At 39.9% G+C, this 13,523-nt stretch carries 8 protein-coding genes; 6 read left to right on the top strand and 2 right to left on the bottom strand.

Going from position 1 to position 13,523, the window contains the following annotated elements:
• Window positions 1-426 precede the first annotated feature (426 nt).
• The 5 genes from V7K50_RS03660 (at window position 427) to V7K50_RS03640 (ending at window position 9,506) form a co-directional block, all read left to right on the top strand.
• Complete coding sequence (locus V7K50_RS03660; protein WP_334957372.1) at window positions 427-3,984, top strand: NB-ARC domain-containing protein; 3,558 nt, start codon at window positions 427-429, stop codon at window positions 3,982-3,984.
• Between the two features lie 214 nt (window positions 3,985-4,198).
• Window positions 4,199-5,548, top strand: coding sequence for a KamA family radical SAM protein (locus V7K50_RS03655; RefSeq protein WP_334957371.1), 1,350 nt, complete (start codon window positions 4,199-4,201; stop codon window positions 5,546-5,548).
• 248 nt (window positions 5,549-5,796) lie between these two features.
• Window positions 5,797-7,224, top strand: coding sequence for a hypothetical protein (locus V7K50_RS03650; RefSeq protein ID WP_334957369.1), 1,428 nt, complete (start codon window positions 5,797-5,799; stop codon window positions 7,222-7,224).
• 437 nt (window positions 7,225-7,661) lie between these two features.
• Window positions 7,662-8,552 carry an effector-associated domain EAD1-containing protein gene (locus tag V7K50_RS03645; RefSeq protein WP_334957367.1) on the top strand — a complete coding sequence of 297 codons (891 nt, stop codon included), beginning with the start codon at window positions 7,662-7,664 and terminating at the stop codon, window positions 8,550-8,552.
• A gap of 105 nt (window positions 8,553-8,657) precedes the next feature.
• Window positions 8,658-9,506: a GUN4 domain-containing protein gene (locus V7K50_RS03640; protein ID WP_334957365.1), complete on the top strand. Its 849-nt coding sequence runs from the start codon at window positions 8,658-8,660 to the stop codon at window positions 9,504-9,506.
• A 97-nt stretch (window positions 9,507-9,603) separates the two neighbouring features.
• Here the strand turns inward: V7K50_RS03640 and V7K50_RS03635 are convergent, their stop codons facing one another.
• Both V7K50_RS03635 and V7K50_RS03630 read right to left on the bottom strand, forming a co-directional pair.
• Window positions 9,604-10,365 (bottom strand): hypothetical protein, encoded by a 762-nt coding sequence (locus tag V7K50_RS03635; RefSeq protein WP_334957363.1) that lies wholly within the window; start codon window positions 10,363-10,365, stop codon window positions 9,604-9,606.
• Between the two features lie 400 nt (window positions 10,366-10,765).
• Window positions 10,766-11,914: an alanine--glyoxylate aminotransferase family protein gene (locus tag V7K50_RS03630; RefSeq protein WP_334957361.1), complete on the bottom strand. Its 1,149-nt coding sequence runs from the start codon at window positions 11,912-11,914 to the stop codon at window positions 10,766-10,768.
• Between the two features lie 498 nt (window positions 11,915-12,412).
• On the opposite strand from V7K50_RS03630, the gene V7K50_RS03620 reads away from it, so the two are divergent.
• Window positions 12,413-13,523: putative Ig domain-containing protein (locus V7K50_RS03620; RefSeq protein WP_334957357.1), on the top strand; the 1,111-nt coding region annotated here is incomplete at its 3' end.

The following is a 13,523-nucleotide window of genomic DNA, read 5'->3' as shown; positions in this document are numbered from 1 at the left end:
ATCCTTATAGTACTTTTGGCAGATTATTGATACATTTTTTGACATTGTTTGATATCTATATCTTAATAATTTGGCATAACAAGTACTGAAGAACCTTACTTTATTAATTTTGTCAATAAGTTGATAGGTAGAAATTGACAACTTGATAATTTAGAGTATAGTTTAGTAGTGTCTTATCAATTCACTTTTCTGTAAGTGCTAGGCGATGTCCACGATGGGCTACGCCAACGCGCGAGACTGGAGGGAAACTCGATAAATTTATCGGGTTTGTGGTTGAGTCCAATACAGACCTAACCCCCAACCCCTTCCCTACTAGCGTTGGGGAGTAAGAATAAAAAGTAGAAGATTTGAGTATAAATAAGTAGAAATATATCTCACATCTATCTCACATATCGATAAATAGTTTTGGCTGGAGAAATTTATTTCATGACGGAAATTCCTGAAAGTTTCTTGAGAGCGGTTACAGCCGAACACAATGTATCTGAAGCTGAGGTAAGTGCCTTACTTCTAGCTTTAGCTGGTCAAACGGCGGAATCTATTGCAACCACTCTCGAAATTAGTGCAGCAGCAGTGCGGAAGCGGCTTGGTTCGGTTTACCAAAAGTTTGAGATTGCTGGGAGTACTCCTGGGAAATTGGAGGTAATCAGGAGTATTTTCCAGGAAAGATATCAGTTATCAACAGTAGTAAATGCCTCATCCTGTTATGATTTTGGCGAAGCGCCTGATGTCCCCGTTTTCTTTGGGCGTGAGTCGGAGTTAGAGATTTTAGAGCAATGGGTAAATAAAGATCGTTCCCGACTGGTGGGAATATTTGGGATGGGGGGAATTGGCAAAACAGCTTTATCTATCAAACTGGCACAGAAAATTCAGGAGCAGTTTGAGTATGTTATCTGGCGATCGCTACGTCATGCACCCTCTGTTAAGGAGATTTTTGCAGACCTGATTGAGTTTTTCTGCAAAAAGAATGAGCCTAAAGAAGTAGGAATTTCGCAATTGATTGCCTATTTGCGGAAACATCGCTGTTTATTGGTACTGGATAATGTCGAGTCAGTTTTACTTGGAGGTGATTATGTTGGTCAATATCGAGAAGGATATGAAGAATATGGAGAATTTTTTCGACAAGTTGGGGAAGTGCCTCATCAAAGCTGTTTAGTTTTAACCAGTCGTGAAAGTCCCAAAGAAATTATCACCTTAGAAGGAAACAATCTTAAAGTTAAATCATTGCATCTAAGTGGGCTAGAAAACATCGCCGCAAAAAACATATTTGTGGGCAAAGGTGATTTTTTGGGTTCAGAGAAGGACTGGAACAAGTTAATTAATCAGTATGCAGGTAATCCTCTAGCCTTAAAAATCGTTTGTAATACGATTCAAGAAGTTTTTGGTAGTAATATATCAGAGTTCATTAGTTGCGATATTTCCGTACTATTTGGAGATATCCGCAATCTATTAGAACAGCAGTTTAATCGGCTATCAAATTTAGAAAAAGAAATTTTATACTGGCTAGGAATTAATTGCAAACCTACTTCATTTCTAGAATTACAAGCAGATATTATTTCAACGACATCACAACCGCAATTAATTGAGGCTTTAGAATCATTGCGACGGCGATCGCTAATTTTTAACGAGAAAGGTTTGGCGAAATTCATGCTCCAAGCTGTAGTCATGGAATATATTATTAGCAAATTTGTTAATCAGGTTTGTGAAGAAATTACTTCCGAGATTAATCTAGAAAATATTCCATTATTAAAAAGCCATACTTTACTCAAGGCACAAACAGAAGGAAAGATTAGAAATGCTCAAATTCGTTTAATCCTAGAACCAGTTATTGAAAAGCTAATTAATACATTTGGCAATAAAGATCGGATTAAAGAACATCTAATAAAAATTTTAGAATTCTTGCAAGTTCATACTCCTCTGACATCTAGCTATGCGGGTGGCAATATTATTAATCTACTTTGTCATCTAGGGATTAATTTAAATGGATGTGATTTTTCAAATTTAAAGATATGGCAAGCGTACCTAGTAAATGTGAACTTACATCAGGTGAATTTTGCTAATTCTGACTTATCTAAGTCTGTATTTACAGGAATATTCGATAGTATTTTGTCAGTGGCATTTCACCCTGTAAATGGAGAAATAGTCGCGACAGGTGACGCTGATGGTCGGATTAGCTTTTGGCAAGCTACTTATGGTGAGCAATTATTTCATTGGAAAGCACACGCTAATTGGGTAAGAACTGTTGCCTTTAGTCCCGATGGTAAAACTTTAGTTAGTTGTAGTGATGATCATACTGTAAAGCTCTGGGATGTTGATAGTCAAAAACACCTCATGACTTTTGAAGAACATACTAGCTGGGTTAGGTCTGTTGTCTTTAGTCCTGACGGCAAAATTGTCGCCAGTGGTAGTAGCGATAAAACAATTAGACTCTGGGATCTGGGTACTCAACAATGCTGGAAAACTTTCAAGGGACATAGTAACTTCATTCGTTCTGTTGCCTTTAGTCCTGATGGAAAAATACTCGCCAGTGGTAGCGCTGACCAAACTGTGAAATTGTGGGATGTAAAAACAGGTAAATGTTTGAAAACTCTTGAGGGACATACTAAATTAGTACAGTCCGTAGTTTTTAGTTCTGATGGAGAAATACTTGCCAGTTGTAGCGACGACAAAACTATCAAACTCTGGGATGTGACAATGGGGAAGTTATTAAAAACTTTGTCAGGACACAGCAATTTAATTCATTCTATAGCCTTGAGTCCGATCCCCTCTTCACAAGGAGGAGAAATACTTGCCAGTTGTAGCGATGACAAAACGGTGAAACTCTGGGATATTCAAACGGGGAAATTATTAAAAACTTTAGAAGGACACAGTAATTCTATTCTGTGTGTTGCATTTAGTCCCGACGGGAAAACACTCGCCAGTGGTGGCTATGACAAAACCGTTCGGTTCTGGGACATCGAGACTTATCAATGTATCCAAATCTTGCAGGGATACACCAATTGGGTACACGATCTAGCTTTGAGTCCAGATGGGAAGATAATTGCTAGTAGCAATGATGATAAAACCGTTAGGCTGTGGGATGTTCAGACTGAAAAATGTATCAGCACTTTGGAAGGACATGCTGGCCGCCTTTGGTCTGTTGCTTTTAGTCCCCTGGCTGAGGGGCTATTAGCTAGCGGTGGTGATGACCAAACCATCCGCTTTTGGGATATTGTGAGTGGACAGTGCGTGAAAATTTTGCAAAATAGCGATCGCATCCGCTCTATTGCTTTTAGTCATGATGGTCAAATTCTAGCTAGTGGTAGTATTGACTGCAATATCAAACTCTGGAACATTCGGACTGGACAATGCTTTGAAATATTAGCGGAGCATACAAATTGGGTACAGTCTGTCAGTTTTAGCCCTGATGGTGAAATCCTCGCCAGTGCAAGTGACGATCAAACACTGCGGCTATGGAATGTTCATACAGGAGGGAAACCTATTCGGGTTTTAGAAGGACATACTATGCGAATATGGTCTGTTGCTTTTAGTCCGCTTCTTCCTTCACAAGGGCAATTTGGAGGGCTATTAGCTAGTGGCGGTGATGATAAAACAGTCCGGCTATGGGATGTTCAGACTGGCGAATGTTGCAAAATTTTAGTCAATAATGATTGGATACGTTCTGTTGCTTTTAGTCCTGATGGTAAGATTATTGGCTGTGCTTGCGTTAATCACACTGTAGAAATTTGGGATGTTGACACAGGTCAACGTCTGATGATTTTGCAAGGACATAATAATTGGGTTCGTTCTGTTACTTTCAGTCCAGATGGAACTTTGTTTAGCGGCTCCCAGGATGGGGCTATTAAGCAATGGAATGTTAAAACTGGAGAGTGTATAAAAACCCTCATGCCAAAAAGACCTTATGAGGGAATGAATATCAAAGGTGTTTCCGGTCTAGGGGAAGAACAAAAAAATACACTTCAAGAATTGGGTGCTATTGAAGATTAATCGGTTAATGAAAAATAATAATGATGTTCTTTAATTGCACTCTTGGAAATGTGTATTAGTTTCTTATTAGAGAATTTAATCAATTTATTTTATTGCGAGGATCGTTAAAAAAATTGACTTTCACAAATAGTTAACCCTTAAATCAACCGGATTTAACTATATTTTCCAGATACTTCCAGTATCTTATGTAAATTAAACAAATAATCATAATTCAATGTCACAACTTAACCCTAAAAAAATTGAGTTATATGAAATTAAAGATATAGATCGGCTGCCTCAACTGCAAAAACTTTCAACAGCAGACCGCTTGGCAATGAAAGCAGTTGCCCAAGTATTGCCGTTCCGTGTCAATAATTACGTAGTAGAAGAACTGATTGACTGGGAGAAAATTCCCGATGATCCCATCTTTCGCCTTACCTTTCCTCAAAAAGAAATGTTGGCTCCTGAATCTCTAGACAAGGTTATTTGGCATCTGCAAAATTCTACACCAGAAGACCTGCATCAGGTAGTAAATACAGTGCGATCGCAACTTAACCCCCATCCAGCCGGACAAGCAGAGTATAATATCCCCACTTTAGATGGAAAACAAGTACCTGGAATTCAACATAAATATCCCGAAACAGTCTTGATTTTTCCCACAGCAGGCCAAACTTGTCATGCATATTGCACATTTTGTTTCCGTTGGCCGCAATTTGTGAAGATGGACGGAATGAAATTTGCTACCCGTGAATCAGGACTTTTTCAAGAATATCTCCGCCAACATCAAGAAGTCACAGATGTTTTAATTACTGGCGGAGATCCAATGACAATGAAAGCGAAACATCTGTCTTTATATATTGAACCACTGCTAAATTCGGGTTTTGAACATATCCAAACAATTCGGATTGGTACTAAATCGGTAGCTTACTGGCCTTATAGATTTGTTACAGATGAAGATGCTGATGATGTCTTACGTTTATTTGAGAAAGTGACTAACTCAGGCAAACATTTGGCGATTATGGCACACTACGATCATCCGACAGAAATTAAAACTGAAATTGCTCAAACAGCTATCCAACGCATTCGTAGTACAGGCGCACAGATTCGTACCCAAGGGCCACTTATGCGGGGAATTAATGATTCTCCCCAAGTATGGATACAGATGTGGCGAGAACAAGTTCGCCTTGGTTGCATTCCTTACTATATGTTTATGGAACGAGATACTGGCGCAAAACATTATTTTGAATTGCCAATTATCCGAGCTTGGGAAATTTATCAAACAGCAATCCAAAAAGTGTCTGGGTTAGCTCGCACCGCTCGCGGCCCAGTCATGTCAGCACTACCAGGTAAAATTGCAGTAGATGGTGTAACTGAGATTTATGGCGAGAAAGTTTTTGTACTTTCTTTTTTGCAAGGACGCGATCCTAATTGGTGTAAACGTCCTTTTTTTGCACGTTATGACGAGAAAGCAACCTGGCTAACTGATTTAGTTCCAGCTATGGGAGAAAAGGAATTTTTCTATGAAAACAAATTAAAGGAAATTCTGAAAACAGAAAGTAAAAATATATCTAGCCCTGGCCAATAGAATGATGCCTCCGGCACGCCTGCCGTAGGATGCCCAAAGGGCTGTAGGGCAGCTATACGAGACTTTACCCACTGACCTGGGTTGACAATTTCTTGAGTCCGCGCAGGCGGACGAGAGTTTGTGTAGCCGCGATTTCTCATTGAGATGCTCCCGTTGAATTCGGGATTGCGGAATAATTTATACTTCTTTCTAGAAACTTTTAAGAGTTTTTATCGGTCTGGTTCTCCAACTTCTGCAAAAATCAGCCAATGTCATCTTCTGCTCAAGGTATTCCCGGATTACCCGATTTGACGCATCCGATTGAGCTTGTCCAATTTGGAACCCAGACGCTCAAAGCTTCACTATTATTGGTATTTTTGATCGTAGCTTTAGGAGTTGCGATCGCACTAATCAGTTTTTCTCTCCGTCGCAACCAGCCGGAACAACTGATATTCATTGGCGAATGGGCTGTTGGTTATTCCCAACTGTTGCGAGGATTACAGCATTTAACTCTAGTATTAGTTCTGTTAGTACCAGGATTTTTTCTCTGTTCAACTTTAAGCAATCGCTACCACTACTGGGAACAAGCAAAGGTGGCTCAAGTAGCTGAAAGTGTCGCAGGTGAGAAGCTCGAACAATTTGCCCCGCAAGTGCGCTACTCTATTCAAGAGCCATACTCTTATAACACCCAAGTCGGTGGCAAGATTGTCAAGGTAAATGAGACACGAGAAATCAACCGCTTCTTGACGTTGGCTGGTTCGCAAATTCAAGTCAAGCTTGACCAAAGTGTAGATGTTCCAGGGCGTAGTTCAATTTATCAGGCAAATTACACTGCTGATTATAAAGTAGTTAATCGACTCAAGGATATTAATAATTTTTTCTTTGAAGCACCGCCACCTAACGGCTATACTCTGCTTGCTAGCTACAAACTTGAGCGTGACGGTACTAGGTTACAACAAACCAATCCGGGAGACTATGGCTTTCCCTTCCAGCTACAACCAGGAGAAGAAACCACCTTTCGAGTCACCTATCAGGCTCAAGGAGGTCCTCGCTGGGTTTATAGCGCCGCCGGACAGTTGCTTTCTAATTTTCGCCTCACAGCAATTGCTAACTTTGCGCCGGCTGATTTTGCTAGTGGTGTTGTACCGAATGAGATTAAAGTTAACGGACGCAGTACTCAATTTACTTGGAAATTTGACGATAATGTTTCTGTCAAAAATCCATTTGGAGTCTTTACCAACACCGAACCGATTCGTCACACAGGGGTAATTCCGCGTCTTTTATTGCTAGCACCAGCAATATTTTTGTGGTGGATATTGTTATTATATTTGTCACTGCCAATGAGTTTTAAAAATGTTGCGATCGCTGGTAGTATTTTCTTTGCTTGTCTATTGACTTTGACCTATTTAGCTCGCGTTATCAATGCTGAGTTGGCTTGGACTTTAATTTCCATCATCTTAGTAATTTTAACATGGGGATTGGGAGCTAGCCGCAGTGCTTCCCTGGCTGCTATTATCTGCACTATTGCTGGAGCAGTGCTACCAATTTTTGGATTATTAGTACCGTTCAGTGGATTAACCCTCAGTCTAGCGGGTTTTCTTTCAGCCGTTTGGTTAGCACTTCGTCACTGGTATGGTTGGTACAGTTTGCATCCAGAAGACCAAAGATTGCAAGCTCAGAAAAACGCTAAAGATTAGTTGATTCCGTTATGATTAGTGAAGTTTTAGCAAATCGAATTTATGGATAACGATTTACTGGCTTTCTTTGCGGGTGCTGGGTTACTCGTCCTCTATCTCATCTTTTCTGCATTGACAGAAATGGGGACTAAATTGCCTTGGAAGAAATAAGCTGATAGGGCGATTAAGTTGCTAAGAATTTACATTTTTTAACCTGATTTGGCTTGGAAAAATGAATATACATCCTTTACGCTGAGTTAATATACTTGTTGTTCAAGAGAGTGCCAAATGCACGATCCACAAAAAAATCATATTAAAATAGAGCCAGCAACCCTCGTTTTGATTGTGTCTCTCCTAATACTCTTGCCTCTGCTGTTTGTGGGTTTTTTCTCGCAGTGAGCTTTAAATAAATTTGTAATATTTCAACGAATTAGCAACTTACTTCAACTTCTAAAAATATGGGTTTATCCGGTCAACAACGAAAAGAACTACAAGATGCTTTGATTGATGCTTTTCCTAATACAGCATCTCTAGAGCAAATGTTGTCATTTGAGTTAGATAAAAATTTAAGAGCAATTGCTGGCGAAGGGAGTTTACAAGATATTGTCTTTAAATTAATACAAACAGCAAATTCTCAGGGATGGGTTGAAAATTTAGTTGATGCTGCGTGTAATTCAAACCCTGGAAACCCACAACTGAGGACTATTGCTGAAGGATTATTGCCAAATCACGATCCAGAAACCTGTTCTGTTTCCTCACCTAACATTCCCCAAAAACAAACTAATCAGCAGCAGAAAATCTTGATTCTAACAGCAATTCCTCACGGGCTGCGTTTGGATAAAGAGATTCGACAAATTGAAGAAGCCATACGACGGGCTGCTAATCGAGATTTATTTGAAATTCGCATTAGAACTGCTGTACGCCCTCAAGATATTCGTCGTAGTATTGCAGAAGAACAGCCTCAAATTGTTCATTTTTGTGGACATGGCTTAGAAAATGGTAGCTTGTTGTTAGAGGATGATGGGGGGAACAACAAGCCAGTTGCACCAGAAGCTTTAGCATCTGTGTTTAAGTTGTATGCTGATTATGTTAAATGCGTACTGCTTAATGCTTGTTATTCAGAAAAATCGGCTGTAGCAATTAGCCAATACATTAATTATGTCATTGGGATGAATAACCCAATTCAAGACAAAGTGGCAATTACGTTTACTGAAGGGTTTTATGATGGACTTGGTTATCAAAATTCAGGCAATCAAGATTTATTTGAAAGAGCTTTTGATGAAGGTATAATTGCGATCAAAATGGAAAATATTTCGCAATCAACTATACCAGTATTGAAAAAAACATGAGATACACAGAACCCGAAAGAAACAAACTAATTTTTTGATTGCCTCCAGCACTAAAAATTTCCAAAAAATTCTATGTTCTATATGTGAGTAGTTTGTGTTAAAGATATGAAATTATCTGGAGAACAACGTAAAAAACTACAAGATACTTTGATTGATAGTTTTCCGAATACAATATCCTTAGAGCGAATGTTGTCATTTGAATTAGATAGGAATCTAATAGCAATTACTGGCGAAGGGAGTTTACAAGATATTGTCTTTAAATTAATACAAACAGCAAATTCTCAGGGATGGATCGAAGATTTAGTTCGTGCTGCACTAAAGTCAAACCCTAGAAATCCAAAATTGATAGCTATTGCTAAAGAATTCTTAACAAATCATTGGCAAACACCTTCTGTTACTTCATATCAAACTCCTCCAGACTCAAGTGTTCATCAGGTTGCTCTACTGAGTGAACAAGGGATAAATTACTCCAAACTGCGTGACTTTTTAGCCAATGAGCAGTGGAAAGAAGCTGACAATGAAACAGAAACGCTCATATTGGAAGCAGCTTGTCGAAAGGGACAATTACTTAATGTAGAATCCATCCAAAAATTACCAATCACAGATATATGTACTATTGACAAGCTTTGGGTAACATCCTCTAAGGGTCACTTCGGCTTTAGTGTACAGAAGCAAATCTGGGAGGATAACCAAAAGAATACCGATAATGAATATAAATTGTATTGTCTATTTGGGAATCGCGTTGGATGGCGCAAGCACGAAAAATGGTTACAGTATAAGGATATTACCTTTAATCTTTCCGCTCCCAAAGGACATTTTCCACAACGGGGGTTGGAAGCAGTATTGCTCGGTAAAACGATACAGTGGTGGTCAAACGAATCTTTGATGTCATTGGGTTTAGGAGAGAATTTATTTAGCGAGTTTTTCTATCGAGTTTCGGTGTGCAATTTATAAAATTGGAAAAGAAAAATTACTTTTTATCAGCTTGCATATATCTGTTGGTATGTAATAAACTTCCAATTATTTTGAACTTTATAGTTTAAATCTCTGACTATTCTAACCCCATATCTAAAAAACCCAGAGGTGGACAAGTTGACGTACAGCTAACCTTAAGACCTACAGTATTTTTCCCTTCTACATTAAGACTCAATGTTTGTTTTGCGCCTACTGTGACTTGTCGAGTTTCAGCAGATTTGTTATCTAAAAATATCTCTAATTGAATTTTATTGCTTGGTTGTGAAAGAGGATTTGCATCATTTACGCCAAACACCAGATTTAGTTTTTTATAACTGGAATGCAAGTTACAAATAAACTCCAACGGTTGAGGAGTAAGTTGGTTGCCGTAAGATATGTTTGCAATCTCAGACACGAATTCTTTTCCTATAGTAATTTGAGCATTGTTTGGACTATGTAACATTTGACTTATATCGTATCCTGGAGTATCACTTATACATTTTGTTGCAGTATAAAGCACGCCTGGAGATGATGTGATTGGCGAAGAACTGTTAGTAATAATAGGTGTTGGTGAAATAGGGGATTCTGAAATAGTTGGAGAAGCTGAAGGATTAGTAGAGGTACTGGGAGTCGATGGAACGGGGGATTCTGGAATTCTACTTGGAGAAGATAAGGGAATTGAGGAGTTGCTAGAAATTAAACCCAGCCGTTGCAGGACTAATACAGTAATAACTGATCCACCTACAAAAGTGACTGTCAAACCCCCAGCAATTAAGTAAATACGACTTTTGAGACTCATTCTTTTTCTTTCCGTAGTATTTTGATACTGTTCTGTACTATTTTTATCTCTTGGAGTCATGTTATTATGCCTAATCTTTAGTGTGACTTTTTAATCTGAGTAGGTAACAAGCAAGTGTAGTTTCTCACTCTCCAATCCCTTCATCAGCAGTTTATCGCAAAACTGAAATTCAGTAGACCGAAAAGTTCTGCGATCGCGCACAGAACGATACTTATAGAACCGATTTTTGTCAGAAAAACCGTATTATTAGATACTTTTTGGAGTTCATCAATAAGCCAATCTTATCATGTCTCCTAGACGTTCAGCTTTTTTCCATTCCTCCAAAAACGGTATCGTACACATTGATCCAGAAGAACTAGTTGAGATAGTAGCTAGCTTGGTTGCTTCTTGTCATTGGTAGTAATTTTAGTTGCCGAGCAAGTGCGTTAAGCTACTGTTAACGCACCTAATTAACCCAAAACTACTTAGGTAAAACCTGTCGCAGTGCTGCTAAAAGTTCGTCAACACTTTCCTTACGACTATTAAAGCCCATCAATCCCACGCGCCAGACAAGACCAGCTAGTTCGCCAAGACCACCGCCAATTTCAATATTATATTCATTGAGTAACTGCCGTGCGATCGCTTTCCCATCTACCCCTGCTGGAATGCACACAGTAGTCAGCGTTGGTAGTCGATACTCTTGCTCAACATGCATACTCAATCCTAAATTCTCCAATCCTTCCCAAAGATATTCTACGTTTTTTTGATGACGCTGCCAGGAGTTTGCTAACCCCTCTTCTGCAAGCAAACGTAATGCTTCCCGCAATGCATAATATAAATTAATCGGTGCTGTGTGGTGATAGGTGCGTTCAGCGCCCCAATACTTGCCCAGTAACAACATATCTAAATACCAGTTTGCAACCTTTGTTTGGCGCTGTTGCAATTTCTCAACTGCACGCGCACTCATTGTAAAAGGCGAAGCACCAGGCGGACAACCCAACCCTTTTTGGCTACAACTATAAGCTAAGTCAACTCCCCAAGCATCCAAAAACAAGGGGACACCACCCAAACTTGTCACCGTATCCACTAGTAACAAAGTGCCAAATTCATTACACAAATCAGCGACTCCTTCCAATGGTTGACGGGCACCGGTAGAGGTTTCGGCATGAACTAGAGCTAAAATAGCTGGGCGATGAGTTTTTAAGGCAGTTTGGATTTCATCCAGGTTAAAGACTTGTCCCCAAGATTTGGTAATATTTCGCACATCAGCGCCATATCGTCCAGCCATATCCACGAGGCGATTACCGAAGTAACCAGCTACACCAATTAAAACCACATCACCAGGTTCTACAGCATTGGCAATAGTTGCTTCCATTGCGGCTGTTCCTGTACCACTGACTGCAATGGTGAGTTGGTTTTCTGTTTGCCAGACGTAGCGTAACAACGACTGAATTTCATCCATCAGTGCAAGAAAAGCTGGGTCAAGATGCCCAACGGGTGAGGTATTCATCGCCTGAAGAACTGTGGGATGGGCATTAGATGGGCCAGGTCCTAACAGCAGACGGGATGGGATTTCTAGCGGTGTGAGTTGCAAGCGCCCAGAGTCGTTGATTGAAATTGTTTGCGTCATAGTTTGTTTTCCTCTAGACGATACTTACAGGATCATATAGGACTCGTACTTGATTTTTGAAAAACCTCAGTACAACAAAAAGAACCTTTTTCCGTGTATCCCCAGGAATTAAAGCAGTATATTTACCGAGGAAAAGGATTTATTTTATTCCTACATTGAATGTAACTAGCAAAAATTTCCAGCAAAAATGAAAATTTTTGCTGAATATCAGGCATCTACTATTAGATATTAGACAATTATGACAAAGCACAGCAGCAATAAAAACTTTACTATAAACAAAACATCTGACAGCATTAAGAGTAATCCAACTTTAGATTTGTATCCGACTCGCCTAATTTTTATTGACCCACGGGTTGATGACTACGAAAGCCTGGTAATGGTACTCTCGACACTAGCTTTGGTAGTGCTGGCAAAGTTATTACTGATATTGGTACTAATACCACCGATACCGCCTACAGCCTTACCTTGGAAGGTGATGGCAAAATCATTGTGGCAGGAGTGAGTAATAATAACTTTGCCCTAGTGTGTTATAATGGCGAAGGCATTCTTGACACCAGCTTTGGTACTAATGGCAAAGTTATTACTGACTTGGGCAGTACTGACATAGCTTACAGCGTTACCCTACAAGGTGATGGCAATATCATCCTGGCAGGAAAGTGCGGTAATGACTTTGCCTTGACACGTTACAGCAGCAATGGCAGTCTCGACACCAGCTTTGGTAATGCTGGCAAGGTGATTACTGATATTGGTTCAAAGACCACTGACATGGCCTACAGCGTTAGCGTGCAACCTGATGGCAAAATTATTGTGGCGGGTTCAAGTAACAGTAACTTTGCGTTAGTACGTTACAACAGCAATGGTACTCTTGACACTGATTTCAACACTACTGGCATCATCACTACTGATATCGGCACAAAGACTACTGATAGTGCCTACGCTCTCGCCCAACACGATGGCACGATAATAGTCGCGGGAGTAAGCGCCAATAACTTTGCTCTGGCACGCTACACGGTTAACCAAAATCCAGTGCTAGTGAATGAAATCGCAGACAAAGAGACTCCAGAAGACATAAATTTCAACTTCAACATCTCAGATAGCTTCCAAGATCCAGATCCTGGCGACACTCTCACCTACACAGCCACCTTGGAAAACGGCACCCCACTACCAAGTTGGTTAAGCTTCAATGCTACGACTAAAACCTTCAGTGGCACTCCCTTAAATGCAGATGTGGGTAGCTTAAGCATTAAAGTTACCGCCACAGATACTTATCTTGCTAAAGTCAGTGATGTTTTTGTACTCACCGTTCAAAACGTCAACGATGTACCAGAAGTGGTGAATCAAATCGCTGACAAACAAGCAACAGAAGACACAGTTTTCAACTTGATTATCCCAGACAACACCTTTCGGGATGTCGATGCCGGCGACACTCTCACCTACACAGCCACCTTGGAAAACGGCACCCCACTACCAAGTTGGTTAAGCTTCAATGCTACGACTAAAACCTTTAGTGGTACTCCCTTAAATGCAGATGTGGGTAGCTTAAGCATTAAACTTACCGCCACAGATACTGCTTTTGCTAAAGTCAGTGATGTTTTTGTACTCACTGTTA

Source organism: Nostoc sp., assembly GCF_036917135.1.
Classification (GTDB): Bacteria; Cyanobacteriota; Cyanobacteriia; order Cyanobacteriales; family Nostocaceae; genus Nostoc.
This window is presented reverse-complemented; position numbering and strand designations above follow the sequence as displayed.